The following is a 26772-nucleotide window of genomic DNA, read 5'->3' on the forward strand; positions in this document are numbered from 1 at the left end:
ACTACTGTTACAATTGGTGTACATCCATTATCGATTGTTCCATCACAATCGTTGTCTAAACCATCGTAGCATACTTCTATAGCTCCAGGGTAAACCAAATTGTTGGTGTCATCGCAGTCACCGCCCAGTAATACATATGTTTCACCAGGAGAATTACAAGTATTGATTAATGTCGAATCAACTCCATATCCATCTCCATCAACATCAGCATACCAATCTAATGGTAAACATAAAGTTGTTAATGAAGCAGTACCTGGTGAAGAAAATTGATTGGTTTCTGTATTATATTGATATAACCAAAAAGTGTAGTTTGTACTTGATGTAAGTCCGGGAATATTAAATCCAAAAGGACCCGCTCCGCCTCCATCTCCTGGAGTGTCACCAAAATTATATTCTGATGCAGTTGTAGGATCTACAGGTGCAGTAGCAGTTGGAGAATAAAACAATCTATACACAATATTTCCACCTACATTATTTGGACCACAAGCTAAAAATGCACTTGATGCGGTTGGATTCATTGATACAAAACCAACCGGTTGAGCAGGAGGAGGAGGGAAAGAAAAATTAACAGTATAAGTAAGTTGTACAGAATCATCTTCTGCAGTAACAACAACAGTTGCACTTCCAGGTAAAGCAGTTGCTTGCGTAATCACTGCTGATGCAACTCCACTATTTGGTGTTGCTGCGGTAATTTGTGGTATTTCGGTTGTACCAAAAGGTATGTTGTAAGTGTAAGAAAGTTGAGAAGGATTAAATCCATCAACAGGTGCAAAATCTACTTGTAAATCACTTAAAGTCGCATCTGTACTTACACCCGGATTATTCCAAAAATAAACATTATCTAAATAGATGTCAATTGGAGTTGTACTTCCAGGACCATTTGCTGCAAATTTCATTTGAAAAACGTTATCCCATGTCATACCGCCAAAGGCACTTTTAGGAATATCAACACTAACCCATTGTCCTTGAACGTGATTGATAGTCACTAAAACTTCAGCAGGTCCAGAGCCTGCGTTAATAGGGCTTACTTGAATTATAGCATTAGAAGTAGCAGCATTTGTCCAAAGATCAACATGCAAAAATTCCATTGATGACAAATTAGTTGCAGTAAGTTGAGTTCCTTGGTAATTAAAATTTGGATAATGAAGAATAGTATTACCTGAAGCAGGAACTGCAACAAAATTGGTGTTCACTAAATTATGTCCTGATTGTCCCCAATTTGGATCATAATTCGTTGCAATATTGCTGTAAGTATTACTGTAGACAGAAACAACGTTAGCTGAATTACGAGTTGGCACTGGTGCATTCGTTGTTGGAGGCACCAAAGGAGCTGGAGCAAATAACGTTGTATTTGTTGATGAAGCAGGAAGCGAGTATGCCAGAGTTACAGTATTATATTGATATAACCAAAAAGTATAATTTGTTTGAGAAGTAAGTCCTCCAAGAGCAAATCCAAAAGCGTTTGCACCATTAGCATCACCAGGAGTTGAACCAAATGTATATTCTGTGGCAGTTAACGGATTTGCAGGAGCTGTAGCTGTTGGAGAATAAAACAGTTTATAAACTATATTTCCGCCTGTATTATTTGGACCAACAGCCAAAAATATACTTGACGACGTCGGGCTAACCGCAACAAAACCAACAGGTTGTGGAAGTAAAGTTCCGGATAAAGTTGTTCCTGTTACTGAGTTAGGTGAAGAATATAATCCAGTAGTTGAATTATATTGATATAACCATAAAGTATAATTTGTAGCCGAATCTAAACCGGTTAATGTAAATCCAAAAGCACTAAAACCATTTCCATCGCCTGGAGTACTTCCAAAAGAATATTGAGTTGCTGTTAATGGATTCGCAGGAGCAGTTGCTGTTGGCGAATAAAATAATCGGTATTCAATTTCACCACCAACATTATTTGGTCCTACAGCCAAAAATAAACTTGAAGAAGTTGGAGTATTTGCTACAAATCCAACAGGTTGTGCTGGAGGAGTATCACCACCGCCACCTTCGTTTAGAACAAGTTCAACATCATCGATATATACTGCAGCAGTTGTGTTGACTCCCATATTAGCCATATGGAAATTAAGCTGTGCATTATTATTTGTAGATGTAGCGTTGAAAGTATAACTGTAAGTAGTCATCGTAGTGGTTAGAGCAACAGCATTATTTCTGAATTGGTCATTCCATATATTTGTATTTTGGATATTTACAGATATGTTTCTGTTTGCTGCTGCACGAGCTTTAAAAGTTAGCGTATAGGAAGCAGATCCTGTAAACGACAAGTTTGTCTGTTTCAGCTCTGTATCCCAAGGATTTCCCCCTGCGTTTGCGGTGCTGTAGAAAGCTTCTCCTGAAGCAACTACTCCAGGAGGGCCAAACACCCAACCTGTTGTTCCATTTTCAAAATCACCATTGGTGAGTAAGTTCTGCGAAATTCCTATCACTGATAAGAATAACATAATAAGTAATGTAAATTTTTTCATTTTAATATTGATTTTTTGACACTCAAATTTAATTTTATATCACAAACAATCATTTTTATGTAACTGTACAAAAACTATACAGTCAATTAAAACGTTTTCGTAGATTTAGTTTTCGTTGTAATAGCTGTATTTAAAGGCTTAAGAGAATTGTTTATTTTATAGACTTTACTTTGAAAAGAAAGACATTATTATTCAAATGTTGTGTTAATGTATTGGTGTTTGTAGCTTTTTTCTTTTTTTTAAAATAGTAAGATATTACTTAGTGTACTTTTTTTATGTGAAAAAATTGTGCTTTTTTTAATGATTGACAACTTTAATTATTGAATTAATAAATTTATATTCAACATTTTTTTAAATAAAAAATTGATAAAATATAGGTTTATACTCTATTTTTTTGAGGATATAATAAAATAAAATGTTTGCATTTTTATAAAATGAGTAGTTTAATGTTAATATCTCTTTTTTTATTGAAAAAAACATATTTTCAATAAACTTAGCTTAATTTTGAGGTCACAAGTCTTTTCAATTACATGTTACAAATCAAAAAAATTTCTTTTTCGTACAACGCAAAAAAGGACATCAAACAAGTTAATTTTACAATTCCAGAAGGAAAAAATTTAGCTATTATAGGGGAAAGTGGATGTGGTAAAAGTACGTTATTGAAACTCATTTATGGTCTATATGATTTGGATGAAGGTCAAATATTTTGGAAAAATCAAGAAGTGTTAGGTCCAAAATATAATCTAATACCCGGAATGCCATACATGAAATATTTAGCACAGGATTTCGATTTAATGCCATTTATAACTGTTGCAGAAAATGTTGGTAAATACCTTTCCAATTTTTATCCGGAACAAAAAAAACAACGCATTACCGAATTGCTTACCATTGTTGAAATGACGGAGTTTGCTGATATCAAAGCAAAATATTTAAGTGGTGGACAAATGCAACGAGTTGCCTTGGCGAGGGTTTTGGCTTTGGAACCTGAGGTATTGTTGCTTGATGAACCTTTTAGCCACATCGATAATTTTAGAAAAAACAGTTTGCGTAGAAAATTATTTTCATATTTAAAATCCAAGAACATAACCACCTTGGTGGCTACACATGACAGTACTGATGTACTTTCTTTTGCTGATGACGTAATTGTGATGCAAAATGGAAAAACAGTAGCACAAAATTCAACCAAAGAATTATTTCAAAATCCCAATACAAAATACATAGCCTCGCTATTTGGGGATGTAAACGAAATTCCGGGTCACTATTTTAATCAAATTGAAACATTGCTTTTATATCCACATCAGTTAAAAATTATACAGGAATCAAATCTAAAAGTTACTGTTACAAATACTTTTTTTAAAGGAAATTTTTATTTAATTGAAGCTACTTTTCCAGGTGGAATTTTATATTTTGAAAATGAAATTTTTATTCAGCCTGAGAAAGTTGTGTGTTTAACAAAAAAATAAACCCCGAAATTTTTCAACTTCAGGGTTGTTTTCTTTTTATTAGAAGCTTTTTCCGGATTATAAAGTTTCAGGTTTCAAGTTGTTCGCAGAGCCGGTATTTCTCAACCTGAAATTTGAAATAATTCCTAATCTACTTCAAATACTTCTCTAAAAACTGATCTTGTTCCCACAACAAATGCAAAATATTGTCTTTAGCAACATAACTATGACTTTCTTTTGGGAGAATTACCATTCTAACCGGAGCACCTAAGTTTTTTAATGCTTGGAAATAACGTTCGGTTTGTAGAGTAAATGTCCCCGGATTGTTATCGGCTTCACCGTGTGTTAACAATAAAGGCGTTTTCATTTTGTGAGCATTCATGAAAGGCGACATGGTATTATACACTTCAGGAATATCCCAGTAATTGCGTTGTTCACTCTGGAACCCAAATGGAGTTAACGTTCTGTTATAGGCACCACTTCTTGCAATTCCACAGGCAAATAAGTTCGAATGAGTGAGTAAATTTGCAGTCATAAAAGCACCATAAGAGTGTCCGCCAACGGCAACTTTTTTTCTATCGATGTAGCCTAATTGATCTACAGCATCAATAGCAGCTTCGGCATTAGCAACCAATTGTTCAATAAATGTATCGTTTGGTTCAGTTGAACCTTCGCCAATAATTGGAAATGAAGCATCATCCAAAACCACATAGCCTCGCGTTACCCAATAAACAAATGAACCATAGTATGGAAATGTAAATTCATTTGGGTTTTTATCACTTTGCCCGGCCGAATTTTTGTCTTTGTATTCGGCAGGATAAGCCCAAATTAAAAGTGGTTTTTTTTCTTTTTTCGATTTGTCGTAACCAACAGGAAGATATAATGTTCCCGATAATTCAACGCCGTCTTTTCGTTTGTATTTAATCACTTCTTTGTGTACGTTTTTTATACTCTCAAACGGGTTTTTAAAATCGGTTAATTGCGTTAATTTTCCTTTTGATTTAAAATTCCTGTAGTAATAATTCGGGTATTCATTTTTCGATTGAATCATTACTAAAGCTTCACCTTTTTTAACATCTTCCAACGACATGATATCTTCTTTTTTGTCTTTGTAGGTCGATTGATACAAACGTTTTGTTTTTAACGTGCTTAAATTAAATTCATCTATAAAAGGAAATTGACCTTCTTTGGTGAATCCGTCGCCAACTAAATAAGCTTTGTCATTGTCTAACGTTAAAACAAACTTCCCATATTGATTTTTCTTTGTTTCAAAATTCCCCGGATCGGAATAAATATCTTGGTAATTTCTGTCGGAAATCACTTTTGGTGCTTGTGCCGGATTTGATGGGTTAATCAAATAGGTCTTCATATTTCGTGTGTCGTACCATTGATCCATTACGATGGCTGTTTTGTCATCTCCCCAGGTTATTCCGGCAAAACGTTGTTGTGTTTTTACTAAAGAAGTTGGATTATTATTAAAAGGAGCATCCCATAAAAATACTTCATCTCTAAAATCAACTTTATTGGCTTGGTCGCCCTCGTCTAAAGCTTCAACATATGAAAGTGTCGCGGCTTTATCTGCTCTCCAACCCATACTTCTTTTTCCTTTTCTAACCGAAGAAAAACCCTTTGGCATTACCTCTGTCAGTGGAACTTCATTTACTACTTTAACTTCCTTACCCGACTTATCATATACCACTGATTTTTGAGGAAAGCGACTTAACGGAACGATGTATGAAAAAGGTTTTTGAAGGGTGGTAATCATCACAAAATTACCGTCAGGAGAAATGCTCTCACCGGCATACATATCTGCTTTTTTAAACAATTCTGCCTTTCCGTCTAAAGTAACTTTGTATAATTCGGAAGTAACTAAGGTTTCAAAATTCTGTTCGTCCAACGGATTTTTTAGTAAATCCTGGTAGGTTCTGTTCTGTGAAACACTTCCATCTCCTGAAGAAACAATAGGTCCGGTCGGTAAATCTTTCTTTTGATCGATAAGAGCCGGACGATTTTTTACCAACATTTTTACTAAAATCGTTTGGTCATCAAACCAACTAAAAGGATTTCCCATGTTGGCGTTTACGGTAGCATCCGTTAATTTGGTAGCTTGAGCTGTTGCAATATCTAAAACCCAAAGTTCTACTCCGGTATTGGTTGTGTTTGAAAAAGAAAGTTTCTTCTCATTGGGTGACATTCCAAGGTTACTAATTCTTGGGTTTTCCGGTAAACCTTTCACTTGTACTTCATTTTTTTCGGCTACTTTTCTCACTTTCAAATTTGTGATATAAGTAACAGTGCTGGAGATGTTGGTAATCGGATTAATGCGAAGTCCTCCCAGACGCATTTCTTCTTGACTTAAATCGTCTAACGTTTTGTATGTGCTGCGGTAGGATAACAACATATATTCCTTTTTGCTATCCATATTGACTGATGGTGCTCTCTCATAATCGGCCAATTCCAAAATTTCTTTCGGTGGTTTTTGATACGATAGATTCTCTTGGGAAAAACCGAAAAAGCCTACCAATAGTAGAAGTAAAAATTTAAATTTCATAAAGTTTTTGATTGATTTATTAGTGCAACTAAAATAAGACTATTAAAACGCAAACTTCTAAAAAATCTGTTAAAATAAAGAAAAGGGAGGAATTAGATTGAATATTATTCTCTGAAAATACTCATGCTGGCTTTTGCTCCGGTAGCTAAATTCCAGATATTTGACATGATAGTCGCATCAAATTCATCCAATACTGCAAACTGAGCGGTGTTTGGGCCGGAATCTCCTTGGTTTAACGCAACAAATTCTAAATTGTTGAATCCGGGTGCTAATTCAATGTAGTAAACAGAAAATTCCCCATCCAAAAAAATATTAGCTTCCACCACTTTGTCATTCAAGATGATGCTTACACGGTCTCCATCAATGGCTTGGTGATCACGACATAAAACTTTGACAAATTTTGATTTACTGATAAAACTACCATAATGTTTACCGCGTTTGAATTCTTCCATCATTTCGTTTTCACCATTTAAATTAGGTTGAAGATTGAATTCAGGTTTCACAAAACCATAATTTTTAGTCAAGTCAATTTCTTTTTCTTTGCGAAATGGAGCGTTATAATTGTCTGATTTTTTCTCCTCTTTTTCTTTAGGAGAAAAAATGGAAGTACCGGACGAACTTGGTGTAATACCAAAATTTCCATTGGGAGAAATCGATTTGCTCCCTGTATCAAATTGTGCATTTCCCACAAGGGAAAAACAGACAATTGCTACGATGGAAAGGAAATATTTCATACACCAAATATACAGTTTTTAACAAATTAGTATCTTAATAAAAACCTAATTTTAAAAAACATAACACAACAATAATGCCAAATAAAACGGTTTGTTTTTTATCAACTTATAAAAAAAACGTTAACAATGTCTGCTGTTTTTAAAAGATTGCTAAATTTGTTAGACTAATTTTATTAAAACAGCAGATTATGTATCATTCAAAAATTTCCGGATTAGGGTTTTATGTTCCTGAAAATGTGGTGACTAATGACGATTTATCGAAAATTATAGACACTAACGACGAATGGATTCAAGAGCGAACCGGAATTAAAGAACGTCGACATGTGCAAAAAGGAGATGGAAACACGACCACTTCGATGGGTGTAAAAGCAGCCAAAGTAGCCATTGAACGTTCCGGTTTATCGAATGAGGAAATCGATTTTGTGGTTTTTGCAACATTGAGTCCCGATTATTATTTTCCTGGTCCCGGTGTTTTGGTGCAAAAGGAATTAGGTTTACGAACAGTCGGTGCCTTAGATATTAGAAATCAATGTTCGGGATTTGTATATGCTCTTTCTATTGCCGATCAATACATTAAAACAGGCATGTATAAAAATATTTTAATCATTGGTTCTGAGTTACATTCCTATGGTTTAGACATGACGACTAGAGGTAGGGGAGTTTCTGTAATTTTTGGCGATGGTGCCGGAGCAGCTGTAATTTCTAGAGAGGAAGATACAAGTAAAGGAATTCTCTCCACACACCTTCACTCCGAAGGACAACATGCCGAAGAATTAGCGGTTATCGCACCAGGAATGGGCAAACGATGGGTGACTGACATTATTAAAGATAATGACCCAAATGACGAAAGTTTTTTTCCGTACATGAATGGACAATATGTATTCAAACATGCAGTGGTTCGCTTTAGTGAAGTAATTAATGAAGGTTTACAGGCTAATAACCTTGATGTATCTGATATCGATATGTTAATTCCGCATCAAGCAAATTTACGTATTTCACAATTTATTCAACAAAAATTTAAACTGACCGACGAGCAAGTGTTTAACAATATTCAAAAATACGGAAATACTACAGCTGCTTCTATTCCCATTGCCTTGACTGAAGCTTGGGAACAAGGAAAAATTAAATCAGGCGATTTGATTGTATTAGCTGCTTTTGGTAGCGGTTTCACCTGGGGAAGTGTGATTATACGTTGGTAATTTTTACTGCCTTTTTGGAGTTTGGGTAACGAAATTTTTAAACTTAACTATTAATACTAAATACAATACAAAACCCGAAGTGTTATAGTACTACTTCGGGTTTTTGATTAACTAAAGCAAAATATAAAGAACCATTTTTAAATTTTAAAATAATCCACCACCTTGGGTTTCGTTTTGATCGCGTTGTTTACGTTGTAATGCTCTGTTTTTTCCTGCACCAAAGCGGTAATTGAAATTCACATTCACCATACGGCTTTCCCATCTAAACTGACCGGTCGTTATGTCCGGATTTTCACCATAAAAACGAGCTCTCATCGTGTTGAAAATATCATTAACGCGAATACTTATAGAACCTTGGTCTTTGAAGATGCTGTATCTTGCTGCCAAATCTGTACGCCACATTTCTTTATTGCTAAATTGAATGTCTTCTATTCCTGCTCTGTACATGGTGAACCAAGTGATGTTTACTTTTTTACTCGCTTTAAAGTTATGATTCATTCGGGCATTAAAAGGAACGGATAAAACAGTTTTTTCAACTAAATCTTGATTTATATCTTCCACTACACCGGTTGCATTTCGAAAATACACATCCGCACCATAATTTACACTCCACCATTTTTTTAGGTTTAAATTTCCGGAGGCTTCAATACCATATTCTGTGGTACTTTCAAAATTGTCAAAAGTCATTAACTTTTTGTTGGGGTCATATGGACTTTGAATAAATACCTGATTAATAGGGTCGTTAATATATCTAAAAAACACACCGGATGTAATGGCTCCAATTTTGGTAACACGCGTATAATTCAATTCTACCGAGTTAGTAAATTGTGGTTCTAAATTTGGATTTCCTTCCTGATCGATAGTCGGGCTACTCCAATTTCTAATTGGATTAACTTGTCCAAGATTTGGGCGATCCACTCTTCTGGAATAACTTAAGTTAAACGTATTTTTTTCGGACGGAACATAAGATAAAAAGGCAGAAGGATAAACGGTGAAAATATCATCTTTAAATTGTCCTGCGTTTTCACCAATTCTTCTGAAATTGGCTTCTACTTGAAAACTCTCCAAACGCATTCCCACTTGATAACTCCATTTTTCCATTTGTTTGCCTAAATTGGCATAAGCACTCTGAATATTTCTTTTGTAATCAAAATCAGAGAAATAGGTGAAATCTCGGTCAAAGGTGTTATCTGTTCCATCAAAACGGCTTTCTAATCCTAGTTCTAGTTTGGTTTTTTCATTGATTGGATTAACAAAATCAACATTTACAATCACATTTTCGCCTAATGTTTCAATTTGATTGGTTTGCAACAAATTGTTATCGCCATCCAAAAACACACTGTCTTCCGGTCTGTCGTTGCGGTTGTAATTGATTTCTACGTCGAAAGTTTTTTGGGGTTTTTCAAATTCATATTTATAACCTAAATTATAAACTTCATTTCTACTTTCAACTAATGCTAAGTTGTTTTGAACGATACTTGAATTAACTCCGGAGAAATAATCAATACGGTTATAAAATTCACCTTCTGTATCATTGATGTTCTGATTGGTGAAGAATGAAAGTGTATTTTTTTCATTGATATAAAAATCAACTCCAGCCTTTATAAAATGATTTTTATTAAAATTGTTGATAATGAAATCAGAGCGATTTGAATTATCTGTATCCACTATATCGGTGGTGTTTAAAAAGCCTTTGTTATTCCATTTTCCATGATTTAGTGAATAAGTGGTATAAAAATTAAATTTGTTTACACGGTAATTCAAATCCAAAGAAGCGTTTGCTTTTGGCGTAACCCCAAAATTCGTTCCGGCGTTAATGCTTCCGTTAAAACCTAAATTAGAATTTTTCTTCAAAATGATATTGATAATTCCACTCATTCCCTCCGGATTATATTTTGCAGAAGGATTTGTGATCAACTCAATTTGTTTAATCGATGTGGAAGGAATTTGTTGTAAAGCTTGTGAAGCTGACATTTGTGACGGTTTACCATCGATAAAAATCTGCACATTCGGATTTCCCCGCAAAGTGACCGAATTGTTTTGAGGATCAACACTCACTGACGGAATGTTGTTTAAAATATCAGATGCTGTTGGACCAGCATTAATTAAGTCGGGACCAACATTTACCACTTTCCTATCTATCTTTTGTTCAATAGTGGTTCGTTCTCCCACAACTTCTACTTCGGCAAGTGACATCGCATCTTCGGATAAATAAATAGTGCCTACATTTAAATTTTTTGAGGTGACATTTATTTTTGCTGAATGCGAGGTATAGCCGATAAATTGGGCTTCAAAATCATAATTTCCCAAAGCGATTTTGTCGATAGTAAATTCACCTTTTTCATCGGTAATTCCACCTGAAATAATTTTATCGCCCATTTTTATCACAAGAGTTGCATAGGGGATAGGGGAGTTGTTGGATTTGTCTAAAACTTTTCCATTTACGGTTGCTGTTTGTGCAAATAGTGATGAAAAGGCACATAAAAGCAACACAAGGGTAACTTTGATTCTCATTTGATTGATGATACAAAGGTATTCGGTTTTTATTATTATGCAATACAAAGTACTATGTATTGTAAAATTTTAACAAACGTTTATGCCTTTTTATTAATAGACTGTTAAAGGAATATTTTGTTACATTATTTAACAAAAAAAAGACCCTCACGTGGAGGGTCTAATTTTCTAAACAACAAAACAATATAAAACTATCTCTTTAATGAAAAGTGAGATTTAAACTCTTTAGTTTGATTATTTTCTTCATAAGTTACTGTAAACCAGTAGTCAGATGATGGCATAGCAACACCGTTATAGTATCCATCCCAACCATTTTTAGAAGGGTAGATTTGAGACAGTAATTTACCATAGCGATCGTAGATGTAAATCACTGCATTAAGCTGTTCTTCTAAATCAACAATGTTCCATGTTTCATTATGACCATCTCCGTTTGGTGTAAAGAATTTAGGATAATTTACGACCATAACTTCATCGGTAACACTTCCACAACCATTTTTATCTCTTACGGTTACAATGTGAATTCCTGAGGCAACATTATCAAACGTGGGGCTATCTTGAAACGGACCACCGTCTAACGAATATTCATAATTTCCTCCCACACCGGTTGCATTAATGGTAATGGAATTAGTTGAACTAAACGCCATACTTACAGTAAAACCAATGGCAGCTGGTTCTGAAGCAATAACAGATACTTCAGTAGGTTCAGAGGAACAGCCTGTAGCATTGCTGGTCGCTATTACACTATAGATTCCAGGTTCGGTAACTTGAAGTGTGCTTCCTGTAGCACCGTCAATTAATGTAGTATCTAAATACCACTCGAAAGTGTGTGTGGAAGAGGATAATCCACTTACTATTGTGAATGGGTTTAATAAATTACCACTTTCACTTTCCACACAAACTATACCATCTACCGGAGTTGGTTCCGGAATTTTGTGTACGATAAACGTGATTGGAAGTATATCAAAACAATTCGGAGCAAGCGTGTTGTTAACTCGAACATATACTGTTGACAAGGTTGAATCTGTGATTGAATTTGTTCCTGCAGTTGCATCAGCCAATGTTGGATAATAATCAACGGTAAATTCTGTGCCCGTTTGAGTTCCTAAAACGATACTGTTTAGGCTATTCAAATCAAAACTAGTTACTCCGTCATTTGTACCGTCCTCATCACAAACTGTTCTGTTTATAGCGGGGACAGCATTTGCAACTGGAGTAGGTATAATGGTTACTTCGAAAGAAGTCTCATCAGAGCAATTGGGAGAAAATCCGGATTGAGCATAGATATAAACCGTTTGAGAAGTTGTAATTGAACTACCAAAAGCCAATTGACCACCTGTTCCATTCGGACCATTGTAAAATCTTCCTGTTGTTAAGGTTGGAAGTTCATAGCTTGAACAAATAGTTACATCATCTACTTCATCCACGTTAAAAATTGTAACTGTAAATGTTTTCTGGTCGAAACAATTTGGATTAGTTCCTGTTTCAGCATACACGTATAGTGTTTGAGAGACAGTTAATTCTGTTCCTACTGCGAGTTGCGTGCCTCCACCATTTGGTTCAGTGAAATAATTTCCAATAGAAAGGGGCGGTAACACGAAAGAATTACAAACATTTACATTGGCAATTGGTGCAATATCCGGTGTTTCATAAACAGTAACCGTAAATGAAGTTTGATCAATACAAGAAAAGGCAGGACGAATTTGATTTTCTTTATAGATATAAATAGTTTGTGTTGATGTAATTGGTGTTCCAGGAGCTAATAGAGTTCCGAATCCGTTAGGCCCATCAATAGCAGTATAGTATAGATTACCGGGTGTTAAAGTTGGTAAAGTAAAACTATCACAAACTTGTACATCGGCTAAAGAATCTGCCTGAATTTCAAATACATTGATTTGAAAACTTGTTTCCGCTGTACAACCATTTTGTTCTGCATAAATATAAATTACTTGAGAAGTTGTAATCACATGGCCTCCTTCAAGCATTGTACCGGTTCCATTTGGACCTGTAAAATAGTTACCTAAAGTTAAGTCAGTTAGAACATAATTATTACACCCGTCAATGTCTGATCTCGAATCAATTTTCGGAGGGGATAGAACGGTTACTTCAAAACTCACTGAGTTCTGACATTCCAAACCATCATTAAGATAGATATAAACTGTTTGTGATGATGTTAATTCTGTTCCAGGGAACATTGGTGTACCGGTTCCGTTTGGTCCTGTAAAATAGTTTCCTAATGCTATTGAAGGTAAAGTATAAACCTCGCAAGCTGATGTAACATCCGGAGTTTCAATAACCGGCAAAGAGATGGTTACTGTAAAGTTTAAGTTATCTGTACAATTTGGAGAGGATTGACTTTGAGCATACACATAAATAGTTTGTGTTGAGTTGATTACGGTTCCGGCCGGAATTTGTTGACCACCTCCATTTGGTTCAGTAAAATAACCTCCAATCGCTAAAGATGGTAATGTGAAACTAACACATTCTGTTGTTGAAGTGGGTGCTTCTAATCCAATGTATACTGTAAAACTCGATTGATTGGTACAAATTCCGTTTGCAGCGTAAATATAGATTGTTTGTGTCTCAGTGATTGCAGTTCCCGGAGTAATAATATTACCCAATCCATTGGCAGCATCATAATATGTTCCGTTCGATAAAGTAGGGAGCGTGTATGACGTACAATCAAAAACAGTTGGCAAAGAATCAACTTCAGGAGCTGGAATAACTTCGATTTCAAATCCTAAATCAATTGCACAAAAAGGCGGTTCTGTTGATAAATAATAAAAATGAACAATTTGTGATGTTGTAAGGGCCATTCCAGGGAAAAGTTCTGTTCCACTTCCATTTTCACCTGTAAAATATTGTCCAAAGGTTAATTCTGGTAAAGTGTAGCTATTACAATATTCTCCACCACCAATCGATATATCATCAGGGTTGATAATTGTAACTAAAAAGCTGCTCTGATTTGGGCAAGAAGGTTCAGTTGGTAAAGTATTGTAAATATAAATTCGTTGGGTTTCTGTGATTACATCACCGGCAAATTTTTCTTCTCCTGTTCCATTCGGACCTGTATAATATTGCCCATTTGTAATTTCCTGTAATGTATAGCTAACACAAACGATTACATCTTCAAAACTATCTACCTCAGGAAGTTGTTGAACAACTAGGTTGATCGGAGCAATTGAAAAACAGGTTGGGTCTGTTGCATTTTGAACACGAACATAAATTGTAGTTGACGGAGTAAATAACTGATTATTACCGATAACGTTTGTTGAATTTGTTGCATGTTCTAAAGTTCTATAATATCCAACGATAAAGTTTGATGGATTTTGATCACCCAAGACACTATTCGTAATTGTTTGATTAAAAACAAACCATGATCTATCTTCTAAAGTGAGATGTTCACAAGATAGTATATCATCAATTTGATTTGCAATTGGTGGATCGGTAACCAAAAGTTGAAATGATTTAACCACATAACAATCTCCGTCGTGTTTTTTAATTCGTACATAAATGGTTTGATTACCGGTGCTATTTATTACATTAGCCAACGGATTAGTATTCGAATTGGCTTGAGCTTCTGACGAATGGTATGAAACCACTGTATTTGGATGTAAACCTGCAGTAACAATTGGAGTGTTAATTGCTAAATTAAACGGATAGGAAGAGGCTCCCGTATCGCATTTTAAAATATCAATAGGGTTAGGAGTGCTAAAAACACCATTAAATTCTACTACTATTGAATCTACCACAGTTTGACAAGGAAATGCATTATTGATATAAGTTAGTTCATAGGTTCCGGATTGTGTAACTGTTAAACTAGAACCAGTTTCTGAAGGTAAAACAACGCCATTACGTTTCCATACAAAAGTGTATTCGCTTGAATTTAAACCACTATTGATTGTGTATGATTCACCATCGCACAATGCCGTATTGTCGGTCACAGTTAAGTCAGTTCCTAGTACATTTTGTCCAATGTTGAAGCTGTTAGCTGATAAAAAGATAGCAGAATCAGATTGAGGGTCAATTCTGTCTGCAACAACTAGCTTAATTTTGTAAGGTGTATTAGGGGTTAAAACTGCCGAAGCATTCATCACTACAGTTTGACCATTAAAGTTTATTGGGGATAAACCTGCATTCGCTCCACCGTTAAACGAGCCGAAAAATTCTGAATTTACAGACGGACATGCCGAATTGTACAAAAAGTCTCTCACTGTAACCACCGATATCGGTGTATTTGTTCCCGGCACAACAGCTAAGTTTGTAGTTACTCCTGTATTTAAATTTGTCAATAAAAAAGCAAAAGCATCTGAAAATTGACATTGGAAATTTCCATATTCCTCTGAGGCAAATAAGAAATCAAAATCAAAATAAGGCGATAATGCTGTAAAATTAAATTCTAATACCGTGGCATTGATAGACGTCATCGATATTCCGGCATCAGCCAAAATCGATTCCAAATCATCATCTCCAGGCCACGTGTTCAACCCATCATTCAACATGGTGTTGTTTGGTCCGGGTGCGTTTGACACATTTCCTGTACTTAATATTACACCACTTTGCATAGGAAAATTGGGATTGGTATTCTCGAAATAGCCAATTCCATTTGAAGATCCAAAATTTGAACCTGTACTCCAATTGACATTGGTCACCGATAAACAGGGTGAATTAACAAGTACGTTTGAAACTAATTCTGGGACAGTGTAAGTCGTTGTGTTTACTGTAATGGATTGAGAAAAGCCTACTAAAGGAATTAGCAACAGTAAATAAAGTAATTTCGTTTTCATGTTTTTAAATTTGGGTGAACAAGAATAAGTTGAATTTTGACTCTGCAAATAAAATGATATATATCGATTAAATGCAAATAAAATCGATGAAATGCATTAAAATAAATGTATACAATATAAAATACTTACAAAAAATAATTCTAAATTAACTTTTTCATTACTAAAACAGGTGAATATTAAAAAACCCTAGGACAAATAATGAGATGCATCAAAAATTTTTAGAATTTAAAATTATCTTTGTCCCATTAAAAGATTAAAATGAACTTAGAAAATATTTTACACTCCTCAATTCAAAAAGCTATTCTTCAAGTATTTGAAATTGAAATCGAAAAAATAGAATTTCAGTCAACCCGAAAGGATTTTGAAGGTGATATTACGGTAGTTATTTTTCCGCTATTAAAATTAATCAAAGGAAATCCGGCAGATATCGGTAACAAAATTGGAACCTATTTAGTCGAGCATGTTGCTGTAGTTGAGAAGTTCAATGTGGTTTCCGGTTTTTTAAATATTGTAATTGCCGATAAATATTACATTCAATTCTTTTCGTCAATAAAAAATGATGCTTCCTTTGGATTTGTTTCTCAAAATAATGCTGAAAAAGCGGTAATGGTGGAATATTCTTCGCCAAACACAAACAAACCGTTGCATTTAGGGCATGTTCGAAATAATTTATTAGGTTTTTCAGTCGCCGAAATCATCAAAGCGTCTGGCAAAAAAGTCTATAAAACCCAAATCATTAACGATCGCGGCATTCACATTTGCAAATCGATGTTGGCTTGGCAAAAGTTCGGAAACGGACAAACTCCAGAATCAACCGGTTTGAAAGGAGATAAGTTGGTAGGGAATTATTATGTGGCATTTGATAAAAAATACAAATCCGAAATAAATGAATTAATCGGAAAAGGTCAAACGGAAGACGAAGCAAAGAAAAATGCTCCCATTATTCAAGAAGCCCAACAAATGCTCCTAGATTGGGAAGCCGGTAAACCCGAAGTCATCGAACTTTGGAAAACCATGAACCAATGGGTGTATGATGGTTTTAATGAAACCTACAAAAATTTAGGAGTCGATTTTGATAGTTATTATTACGAATCCAATACGTATTTGTTAGGGAAAGAAGTGGTTCAATTCGGTTTAGAGAAAGGAATTTTTGAAAAAGATCCGGACGGTTCAGTGTGGATTGATTTAACCGAAGACGGTTTAGACCGAAAAATTGTACTTCGTTCAGACGGAACGGCCGTTTATATGACGCAAGATATCGGCACCGCTATTCAACGTGTCAAAGATTTCCCGGATGTGGGCGGAATGGTCTATACCGTTGGAAATGAACAAGATTATCACTTTAAAGTATTGTTTCTTATCTTGAAAAAGCTCGGTTTCGATTGGGCAGAAAATTTATATCATTTATCGTATGGAATGGTGGAATTGCCTTCCGGAAAAATGAAATCCCGCGAAGGAACTGTCGTGGACGCTGATGATTTGATGGTAGAAATGACCGAAACTGCGGCTAAAATTTCTGAAGAACTAGGAAAATTAGACGGTTATTCCGATGAAGAAAAACAACGATTATACAAAATCATCGGATTGGGAGCATTAAAGTATTTTATGTTGAAAGTGGACCCCAAAAAATCAATGCTTTTTAATCCGGAAGAGTCAGTGGATTTTGCCGGAAATACAGGTCCGTTTATTCAATATACCTACGCTCGAATTCAATCGATTTTACGTAAAGCCGACTTTGATTTTTCTACAGAAATAGTAACAATAGCGTTGCATCCGAAAGAAAAAGAACTGATAAAACTGTTGGAATCCTATCCGGATCTCATTCAAAATGCAGCTCAATCCTTTAGTCCGGCTTTAATTGCAAATTATACCTATGAATTAGTGAAAGAATACAATTCGTTTTATCAAACGGTACCGATTTTACCGGAAACGGATGAGCAATTGAAAAAATTTCGAGTTCAACTCTCTAAAAAAGTGGGCGAAACCATAAAATCAGCGTTCTCTTTATTAGGAATTGAAGTGCCGGAACGCATGTAAAATTACATAGATTTATATCTTAAAAGACAGTCAAAGAAAGGCTGTCTTTTTTGTTTGTTTTAAAGAGGAATTTAATACATTTGCACTCTATTTTTTGGACGCTGTGGGCAACAAATTTTCTTATTTTTTTCAAACGTTAGTAGTCATTTGCATTTCTGCGTTGTGCTTTCTTTTTTTCAAAGAAGTACTACCGAAACGTATTTTTTCTGAAGCAAAACCTTCCGCCAAAAATGTGGTGGTCGACAGTATTTTGTTGGAAGCAGTAGCTTTGGACGAAAAAACCAAGAGTACAGCAGAAAAAGGAGTTGATACCTTCCGCAGAAAAAAAATTGTTTTTGAACAAATCGATGGCATCGCTTTTCCACCTGAAGAGTACGAACAATACAAAGGGTTTCAGTTTTTAATTCCGTTCTTCGAAAAATTATATTTGTTGGAGACGGAACAAAAAGGGGATATCCGAATTGCTTATTTTGGCGATTCTATGACGGATGGCGATTTAATTGTACAGGATTTTAGAAACGCTCTTCAATCGCAGTATGGCGGAAAAGGGGTAGGTTTTGTTTCTATTACTTCTGAATCTGCAGGTTCAAGAAGTTCTGTTACGCACCAATATTCCGGTAATTGGAAAACACAATCATACCTTAATGTCAAGCGACCACTCAAACCCTTTGGTGTAAACGGTCATGTGTTTTTTGCGAATGATACACTTTCCAATCCATGGGTGAACTACAAAGCCGGTCACGGTGTGCATACCTCTCAATTGAATAATCCTACTTTGTTTTATGGAAATTCTGATAATCAAGAAGGAGAACTTATCGTTAAAAGCGGAAAAGACACTATTGTTAAAAAACTAAGTCCGGATAAGTTGCTGAACACGTTAGCAATTTCCAATACAGCCCTAAAAAGTTTTAAAGCATCTTTTCACAAAGCCGATTCAATTCCGATTTACGGATTTAATTTTGATGATGGGAAAGGGGTTCATGTGGATAATTTTTCTAACCGTGGCAATTCCGGTTTACCGATTTCAACTTTTAATGTGAAATTGATGAACGAGTTTCAAGAACGTTTTGACTATGATTTAATTATTTTGCATTACGGAACCAATGTACTGAATTATGGTTCCTACAACTATGATTGGTATGAACGAAGTATGACTCGTGTGGTCAATCATTTAAAACAATGTTTTCCGGGTGTAACCGTTTTAGTAATTTCTACCGCAGACAAATCTACCAAGTATGATTTGGAAATGAAAACCGACTCTGCTGTAGTTCCCTTAACGATGGCTCAACGAAAATATGCGGTGCAATCCAAAGCAGGTTATTTCAATTTGTTTGAAGCGATGGGAGGAGAAGGTTCGATGACCAAATGGGTGGAAGAAGAAGTTCCGGCATTGGCTGCCAAAGATTATACACATTTTAATTACAAAGGAGCACAAAAAGTGGCCGGTATGCTTTATGAACAAATTCAATCCGGGTATGCTCAATACAAAGAAATGCGGAAAACCAGAAAAATAATTCCCAATAAAGCGGCTGTTGATTCCGTTTCATCTAAAACGACTACCGCGAATGCTCAATAAATTATTTTGTTTTGTATTGGTTGGTTTGGTGCATTTGGGTGTTTTTGCTCAAACCGATTCCTTGTACGTTGAGGTGGATACCACGGAGGTTGTTATTGCCGTGAACGAAATTACAAATAAAAAAGTCTTACACCCCATCTTTGAAAAGATTAAAAAAATCCAAGCGGATAAAAGTGGGAAAATTAATATCGTTCATATCGGTGATTCGCACATTCAAGCCGATTTTTTCTCAGGATATTTTCGTCAAAATTTGCAACAACAGTTTGGAGACGGTGGTCGTGGATTTGTTTTTCCATATAGTTTAGCCAAAACAAACGGACCGGGTGATATACGGTTTTCTTCTAACGAAGCATGGGAAAGTCAGCGAAACATTTATGCGGATAATGGTAATCCTGTAGGGCTAAGTGGTATAGCTTTGTGGACTAAAAACAAGGGTTTTGCGGTAGAAATGAATGTGAAAACCAAAGAAAGCGGTTTTTCCAAACTCAAAATTTTCACACCTAATAATCAAAAAATGTTTGACGTGGCCTTGGCTTCTAAAATCATTAAATTAGAATCAGATATTCCGAAAAAATTCGTGCATAAAATTCGTAGCGGAGAGAGTTTGTCGGTCATTGCGGATAAATACAATGTCAGTATCAAATCCATCAAATCGGCGAATGGGTTAAAAAATAATAAGATCAGAGCAGGAAAAACACTCAAAATTCCATCTGATCAAATGGAAAAAAGGGTCGTAGAACGTTCTGAATTTATTCCGTTGGAGACAATGCGTGAAGAAGGTTTTCATTCGTTTGCATCCGATTCACTCATACATAAAATCTATTTAATTCCGGCTATTGAGCAAACTGATTTTGCTTTAAACGGAATGGTGTTAGAAAATAATAACGCGGGAATTATTTACCATACGATTGGTGTAAACGGTGCTAAATGTTCGGATTACAACAAGTTTCCGTTGTTTTTTGAGCAGCTTAAAACATTGACTCCCGATTTGGTGATTATATCGTTAGGCACCAATGAAAGTTTTGATAAATTGGTTACTGCCGATTATTTCCTGCAATTGAGTGTGATGATGGAGACCATTGTAAACCAAAATCCTTCGGTTGCTTTTTTAATTACAACGCCACCGCCATCGCAATTTAAACGAAAATTTCCAAATACCTTTGTGGCGGATTATACGAAAGAAATTCTGACTCAAGCGGAACTGAAGAACTATGCGGTTTGGGATTTATTTTCGAATTTTGGGGGATTGTTTGGTATCCATCAAAATGCAAAAGAAGGATTAATTGGTGGCGATAAAGTGCATTACACCAAGGTCGGCTACGAAAAACAAGGACAATTGTTAACCGAAGCTTTTTTAGAAGCTTTACAAAATTATAACACCGAAACAGGCAAGTGATACCGCTTTTTACTTTCAATAATTGGCTTGAGCAAAACATCGGAACCATCACTTGGGAGCAAGTGCAAAACTGGTTTGTATTTGACCAACAAAAACCGTTGTTATTCAACAGTGCGTTGTTTTTGGGATTGTTTCTTATTTTTTATTTTTTTTATATTCTTTCCCAAAAAACACATCGGTTAAGGATTGCCTATGTGGTCGCGTTTTCGCTTTTTTTCTATTATAAATCAAGTGGCATTTTCTTTTTGCTGATTATTTTTTCCTCGGTGTTGGATTATGTTATTGCCAAGTTGATTTATGATGAAAAAAATAGTTTCTACCGTAAGTTCTATCTAATTGTTAGTTTAGTGGTGAATTTGGGATTATTGGGCTATTTTAAATACACCAACTTCTTCCTTGAAAATACCAATTTACTTTTTGATAGAAATTTTGAGTTTCAAGATATTATTCTTCCGGTCGGGATTTCTTTTTATACTTTTCAAACCCTGAGTTATACGATTGATGTGTACCGAAAGGAATTGGAGCCCACCAAAAGCTTCATGGACTTTTTGTTTTTCGTTTCGTTCTTTCCTCAGTTGGTGGCGGGACCGATTGTGCGTGCCAGTGATTTTATTCCGCAGATTTATAAAAAGTTAAACTTGACTAAAGAGGAATTCAATGCCGCTTTGTTTTTGATTATTGGCGGTTTGTTGAAAAAGGCCGTGATTTCCGATTACATTTCCATCAACTTTGTCGATCGGGTGTTTGACGCTCCCAACAGTTATTCGTCATTTGAAAATTTAATGGCTTCCTATGGCTATGCGATTCAAATTTATTGTGACTTTTCAGGATATTCAGACATGGCGATTGGGTTGGCGTTGTTAATGGGCTTTTGGTTACCACCCAATTTTAGAACTCCCTACAAATCGGCTTCGGTAACAGAATTTTGGCGGCGTTGGCATATCTCACTTTCTACTTGGTTGAGGGATTATTTATATATTTCGTTGGGGGGTAACCGCAACGGGAAATTTAGAACCTATATCAACTTGTTTCTTACGATGCTCTTAGGTGGTTTGTGGCACGGTGCTTCCTGGAAGTTTGTGTTTTGGGGCGTTTTACACGGATTGGCTTTAGCAGTAGAGCGATTTTTTGGCAGTTTCATCAAGTTACCTAAAAACTATTTTGTTCGAACGATTCAAATCTTTTTGACGTTTCATTTTGTGGCTTTTTGTTGGTTGTTTTTCAGAGCAAAAGACTTTCAAACGGCTTTTGAAATCATTAAAAACATTGGTAACATCACCTTTAACCCTCAGCAGTGGTTGATTATTGCTCAGGGCTACCAAAATGTATTTTTATTAATTGCCATTGGTTTTGTGTGGCATTTTCTCCCGAACAATTTTATCAAATTACTACAAAAAGGATTTGACTCCACACCTTTACTTGGGAAAGCCGTACTATTGGCTTTTGTGTATTGGATAGTTTATGCTACAGCCTCAGCTGGTCCGCAACCGTTTATTTATTTTCAGTTTTAGAAGGTTTTTAGAAGTTTTTATAAAATAAAAATTCGAAAAGGCGGAGAGGCTCATAGAGCATTTTTGATTTTTGGACACTCAATAGATAATACTTATCTTTGAAAAAGCCTACCATAGTTAATCGTAAAATAACCAACAGTATGAAACATATTAACGAAATTCAATTCCGTTTTAATAAGGCTTTTTTGCCTCTGATTTTCTCGTTTTTTTCTATCAGTATTGTTTGGACACAGGAAGTTTATGAGGGGGTTTTGTTTCAAAACGTAGCGGTTTTCAATGGTTCAACCAATAAAGTTTTGGTTGACCAACAGGTACTCATTAAAGGAAATCAAATTGCGGTTATTTCGGGTTCACCATTAGAAGTACCGCCAAAAACAAAGGTGATTGATGGTAAGGGTAAAACACTTATTCCTGGGTTGATTGATGTGCATGTGCACATGGTTTTTGGATCGTTAACCATGCGAGACATGATGATGCCGGATGTAAAGCCGGAAGATTTGTTTCAAAAAGTGTTTGTTGAATCAGAAAAGATGCTCTTGCAAGGGTTTACGTCGGTTCGCGATGTGGGCGGGCCTATTTTTGATCTGAAAAAAGCCATTGATGACGGTGTGGCTAAAGGTCCTCGCATCTGGCCTTCGGGTGCTATGATTAGTCAAACGGCCGGTCATGGTGATTTACGTACTCCGGAGGAACGTTCGAGACGTTTTTTCGGGCCTATTTCTCGGGCTGAAAACTTTGGTGCTACTTTTATTGCAGACGGTCGTGATGAGGTGCTGACAGCAGTGCGTGAAAATTTAAGATTTGGAGCGAGTCAAATTAAGCTGATGGCAGGCGGGGGAACATCTTCTGCTTATGACCCAGTTGATGTCACACAATATACATTTGACGAGATGCGAGCGGCTGTGGAGAGTGCAGAAGATTGGGGAACCTATGTTACGGTTCATGCCTACACACCCAGAGCAATTGAGCGTGCGATAAAAGCCGGTGTAAAATGTATTGAGCACGGACAGCTTTTAGACCAAAAAACAATGCGACTCATTAAGAAAAACAAAGTTTGGTTGAGCACTCAAAATCTCGTTGAGGATACTCCGGATATGGATCCTTTGCGAAGAGAAAAACGAAAGCCTGTGATAGAAGGACAAGAATCCCTATGGCCACTTGCCAAAAAAATGAAACTACAATTGGCTTGGGGAACTGATTTCCTTTTTGAACCGTGGTTAAATGAGGAACGCAACCAGTATCTGATGAAGCTCAAAAAATGGTTTACACCTTTTGAAATTTTAAAAATGGTTACATATGACAATGGGCGTTTATTAGCTCTTTCCGGTAACAGGAGTCCTTATAAAGGTAAAATTGGAGTAATTGAAGTTGGAGCGTTGGCCGATTTGATTCTGGTAGAGGGAAATCCATTGGAAAATATTGATTTGATTGCCGAACCGGAAAACAACTTTTGGGTAATTGTAAAAGATGGTCAGTTGGTAAAGAATAAATTTGCATTGGAAGGCAATTAATAACAAAAGGTAATAGCTTTTTTTTTCATAGCAATTGTGAATTCTAAACTGACTAACAGTTAATTTAAAAATTTCTGTTTATTGCCTATCATGCTATTGGTAATCGCTTAAATTCTTTAAGAAATTATACATTTCCGTATAAAATGTATGTGTAATTTCACTCATTGCAAAAGCCAAATAATCAGCCTTTTACAATGCGGTTAAATTCCTCTAACTGCCCATTTAACAGTAAAAACTCCAAGTATAATTTTAGTAATACTACTTTGTAATCCTTCAACTCTTTTTCCATACTTTGGTTATGTTTTTCCAATTCAAGGATTTCGAATATAGACACTTTACCGGAATTTAGAATTAAATTATAAGCCTCATTGGAAGACAAGTCATTATTGTGTTGTAAAATAGTTTGATAGTTTTTATAAGTGATTTCAAATTCTTTACAAACTCTATTGATTTCAACATCAAGATTTTCATTTACCAGTTGGCTGTTTAGTTCCAATGTGTTTTTTTCAAACTGTAACTCATTGATTTTGTTTTTATTGGTTGAATCAAACCAGGGAAGTTTTACCCTTAATCCAAGTAAAAATCGATCGTTGATGAATAAATCATCACGGATATTATACGACATAATGATGTCTTCAATGATTTGATTTTTTCTGGCTTTTTGATGATTGATGGAGGATTCTAAAAGGTCTATTTTGAGCTTTTGATTCTCTTTCAATATAGCAGTATTGTTTGCTTTCTTGACCTTATCTAATGCTTCTTTGATTTTCTTAACTTCTATTTCGTCAATGCTTTTAAAATAAAAGTCGGTGCTAATATGCTTTTTGATAGAATCCAACAAATACGAATAATTGTTTTTTCCAATTAGAATGAAAATTTAGTTTTTTGAAGGGGTTGTGCAACGGTTACCCGTGTTATCGGCTGCCCTTCTTGTCAGTTCAGGTTAAAGATGTCCTTAACTTTGTTGTCGGATAGTAGGTTTACAAATAGTTTTTTGCTGTGTTCCTTTTCTTGGAATGGTTGAGTTTTAAAAAGGTCTGCATATTTAATTTCTGTCAAGTCATTTAAATCGTTTGACTTGTTAGGTGCTACTTCTGAAATTCGTTTTAAGTATGAAGTGTTGAATTTTAAATTCTCCTTGTCCACCCAACCTGCTTGAATAAATGCTTTTGTTTTTTTGTCGCAACGACACGGATTTGATTTGTTGATAAGCCCACATTTGTTATTCATAAATTGGTAAAGGTCTTTTCTTGCTCTTGAAAGTCTTTGGCGGAAATTGTCTTTGGAAATGTCAAGCATCTCAGAACCGATTGTGTGGTCAATACCGAATATTTCACCAAGTATGTAAACAAGTCGTTGCTCTCTGTCAAGGCAGAGAAGCATACCACTCATACAACCAATTTTCGCATCTTCAATAAATTCTTTCATTTCTGACTTTTCAATTAATGAAAGTTCTGTGTCCTGCATCTGGTCAAGTTCTTCTCCGTATTTTGAAAACGATGTTACATAATCTTCCAACCAATACTTTTTCATTTTTAAGAAATGGTTGAAAGTAATTCGATAAAGCCAAGTTCTAAAATTACTTTCGCCTTTAAAGTTTGCAAGGTTTGTTATGACCTTAATTAAAACTTCCTGCGTAATGTCTTCGGCATCAAATGGACTTAAAGTCATTTTCAAAGCAACATTATAAATGTAATGTTGATGTTTCTTAACTAATGCTTCAAGTGATGATTTAGAACCGTCCTTAGCTGAAGTAATAAGTTCTATATCGTCTCTGTCGTTGTATGATGTATGAAATGGATTTTTCATTTTTTCTTTTTGAATTTAAGCAAAACATTTTGATAGGAAATATCTAAAAGATGTTTTACAGTATCTGTGTTGTTTGCTGTTGGGTTGTTAATAGCTACCCAACCCAGCCAAGCATAGATTGGGTGAGGCATTAGGACATCAAGTTCGGTGAAATCAAAGTCATAATTTATGATACCACCTTTTGCTGGGCGTGTAGGAATATTGCCAAACAAATTTTGATAATGCTTTTTTCCAATTCCAACACTTAGTCTATAAATGCCGTCTCGGTTAAGGTTTGAAGCCTTATCGTTTGGTCCATCGCTTTCCTTAATGGTCGTAAAATAAATGCCTTTGGGCAACGAACTATCAGGATTGTAAAAAAAGCTACGTTCTCGGTATGCGTCTGTTACAATTATTTCCTGATAGTTCGTTAAAATCCAATTTTCTAATTCTTTTGCTGTCATTCGTTGTTTAGCATAGGATTAGTTAAATTCATTTTTACTGAATTAAAATCAATTTTTTCCATAAAAGGAATTACTGCTTCGGTTTTTTCGGCAAGTTGCATTGCTTGGCTGTGGCTCTCTTTATTTTTCCAATAAACAATGTCAGTCCAAAGTGTGTCGCCCGATTGTGTAAGTGTTCGTTTAATAAAGCCTTCCTGTCTTTTCAGAAAGTCGGCTTGCATCTGTTCAGCCGATTTTACAAAGTCAGCACTTGAAACTCCATTGTTTAGTTTGAAAGTGGTAATCTCCACCAGTCCAACTGTCTGTTTTTGTTCTGTCATAACATTTTGATTTTCTGTTTTTGATTGATTACAAGCTGTTAAACTTGCAATGGTCATTACTGTTAAAATTGTCTTTTTCATTCTTGTCAAATTAGATGATTTAACAGTTAGATACTCAAAATGTCCAAGTGTGACAGTTGTGTCGTGTCGGTCTTTTAGGGTTGCCGATAACGTTTTGCATATTTATGAAGTGGCGGCTTTTGAAAACCGATGTTTCTGTTTAGCACTTAACTTTCTTTGATGCACAAAATTTCTTTTTAGCACTAAACCCGCCATTTCATAAATATGCTGTGCTTGTTGCACAACTCCCCAAATATACCAAAAAAATCTTGCAAAAGAGATTCACTTTTTGTAATTTTAGTCATGCAAGGAAAAAAAGAACTCACCCCAAAAATGCTCTACCAAGTTCATTTACAGGACTTGATTCCGGAGCATAATTTCTACCGATTGTTAGACAAAGCCATT

16 protein-coding genes are annotated in these 26772 nt (G+C 35.4%); 7 read left to right on the top strand and 9 right to left on the bottom strand.

Annotation, left to right across the window (positions count from 1 at the left end; translation table 11 throughout):
• Window positions 1–2480: carbohydrate binding domain-containing protein (locus ACIQ0M_RS12435; protein ID WP_396152709.1), on the bottom strand; the 2480-nt coding region annotated here is incomplete at its 3' end.
• Between the two features lie 530 nt (window positions 2481–3010).
• Between ACIQ0M_RS12435 and ACIQ0M_RS12440 the strand changes: the two genes are divergently transcribed.
• Window positions 3011–3943 (top strand): ABC transporter ATP-binding protein, encoded by a 933-nt coding sequence (locus ACIQ0M_RS12440; RefSeq protein ID WP_396152711.1) that lies wholly within the window; start codon window positions 3011–3013, stop codon window positions 3941–3943.
• A gap of 130 nt (window positions 3944–4073) precedes the next feature.
• Here ACIQ0M_RS12440 and ACIQ0M_RS12445 read toward each other — a convergent pair whose 3' ends face one another.
• Window positions 4074–6473 carry a prolyl oligopeptidase family serine peptidase gene (locus ACIQ0M_RS12445; protein ID WP_396152713.1) on the bottom strand — a complete coding sequence of 800 codons (2400 nt, stop codon included), beginning with the start codon at window positions 6471–6473 and terminating at the stop codon, window positions 4074–4076.
• 104 nt (window positions 6474–6577) lie between these two features.
• Window positions 6578–7207, bottom strand: coding sequence for a hypothetical protein (locus ACIQ0M_RS12450; protein ID WP_396152714.1), 630 nt, complete (start codon window positions 7205–7207; stop codon window positions 6578–6580).
• A gap of 188 nt (window positions 7208–7395) precedes the next feature.
• On the opposite strand from ACIQ0M_RS12450, the gene ACIQ0M_RS12455 reads away from it, so the two are divergent.
• The gene (locus tag ACIQ0M_RS12455) at window positions 7396–8406 is read left to right on the top strand and encodes a 3-oxoacyl-ACP synthase III family protein (protein ID WP_396152716.1); all 1011 of its coding nucleotides are present in this window, start codon (window positions 7396–7398) and stop codon (window positions 8404–8406) included.
• A gap of 144 nt (window positions 8407–8550) precedes the next feature.
• Here the strand turns inward: ACIQ0M_RS12455 and ACIQ0M_RS12460 are convergent, their stop codons facing one another.
• Both ACIQ0M_RS12460 and ACIQ0M_RS12465 read right to left on the bottom strand, forming a co-directional pair.
• Window positions 8551–10920, bottom strand: a complete 2370-nt coding sequence (locus tag ACIQ0M_RS12460) for an outer membrane beta-barrel protein (protein WP_396152718.1) — start codon at window positions 10918–10920, stop codon at window positions 8551–8553.
• Between the two features lie 191 nt (window positions 10921–11111).
• Window positions 11112–15704, bottom strand: a complete 4593-nt coding sequence (locus tag ACIQ0M_RS12465; RefSeq protein ID WP_396152720.1) for a choice-of-anchor L domain-containing protein — start codon at window positions 15702–15704, stop codon at window positions 11112–11114.
• 258 nt (window positions 15705–15962) lie between these two features.
• Here ACIQ0M_RS12465 and argS point away from each other — a divergent pair, with 258 nt between their 5' ends.
• The 5 genes from argS to ACIQ0M_RS12490 all read left to right on the top strand — a co-directional run bounded on the left by argS (window position 15963) and on the right by ACIQ0M_RS12490 (window position 23735).
• The gene (gene argS / locus ACIQ0M_RS12470; RefSeq protein WP_396152722.1) at window positions 15963–17741 is read left to right on the top strand and encodes an arginine--tRNA ligase; all 1779 of its coding nucleotides are present in this window, start codon (window positions 15963–15965) and stop codon (window positions 17739–17741) included.
• Between the two features lie 103 nt (window positions 17742–17844).
• Window positions 17845–19317 (top strand): hypothetical protein, encoded by a 1473-nt coding sequence (locus ACIQ0M_RS12475; RefSeq protein WP_396152724.1) that lies wholly within the window; start codon window positions 17845–17847, stop codon window positions 19315–19317.
• Complete coding sequence (locus ACIQ0M_RS12480; protein ID WP_396152726.1) at window positions 19307–20713, top strand: LysM peptidoglycan-binding domain-containing protein; 1407 nt, start codon at window positions 19307–19309, stop codon at window positions 20711–20713. The genes ACIQ0M_RS12475 and ACIQ0M_RS12480 overlap by 11 nt, the downstream gene beginning before the upstream one ends.
• Window positions 20710–22224, top strand: a complete 1515-nt coding sequence (locus ACIQ0M_RS12485; RefSeq protein ID WP_396152728.1) for an MBOAT family O-acyltransferase — start codon at window positions 20710–20712, stop codon at window positions 22222–22224. Before ACIQ0M_RS12480 ends, ACIQ0M_RS12485 begins: the two co-directional genes overlap by 4 nt.
• 140 nt (window positions 22225–22364) lie before the next feature.
• A complete protein-coding gene (locus ACIQ0M_RS12490; protein WP_396152729.1) occupies window positions 22365–23735 on the top strand; it encodes an amidohydrolase family protein in 1371 nt (456 codons plus the stop codon).
• Window positions 23736–23916: 181 nt separating this feature from the next.
• On the opposite strand, the gene ACIQ0M_RS12495 is transcribed toward ACIQ0M_RS12490, so the two are convergent.
• The 4 genes from ACIQ0M_RS12495 to ACIQ0M_RS12510 form a co-directional block, all read right to left on the bottom strand.
• Window positions 23917–24573, bottom strand: coding sequence for a hypothetical protein (locus ACIQ0M_RS12495; protein WP_396152731.1), 657 nt, complete (start codon window positions 24571–24573; stop codon window positions 23917–23919).
• Window positions 24574–24668: 95 nt separating this feature from the next.
• On the bottom strand, window positions 24669–25544 hold the full coding sequence (locus ACIQ0M_RS12500; protein ID WP_396152733.1) for an RNA polymerase sigma factor: 876 nt from the start codon (window positions 25542–25544) through the stop codon (window positions 24669–24671).
• Window positions 25541–25987 (bottom strand): DUF6194 family protein, encoded by a 447-nt coding sequence (locus tag ACIQ0M_RS12505; protein WP_396152735.1) that lies wholly within the window; start codon window positions 25985–25987, stop codon window positions 25541–25543. Before ACIQ0M_RS12505 ends, ACIQ0M_RS12500 begins: the two co-directional genes overlap by 4 nt.
• Window positions 25984–26388 (bottom strand): antibiotic biosynthesis monooxygenase family protein, encoded by a 405-nt coding sequence (locus ACIQ0M_RS12510; RefSeq protein ID WP_396152737.1) that lies wholly within the window; start codon window positions 26386–26388, stop codon window positions 25984–25986. The genes ACIQ0M_RS12505 and ACIQ0M_RS12510 overlap by 4 nt, the downstream gene beginning before the upstream one ends.
• Window positions 26389–26772: the final 384 nt, after the last annotated feature.

Origin of the sequence: Flavobacterium sp. (genome assembly GCF_044339515.1) — a bacterium.
Lineage (GTDB): Bacteria > Bacteroidota > Bacteroidia > Flavobacteriales > Flavobacteriaceae > Flavobacterium.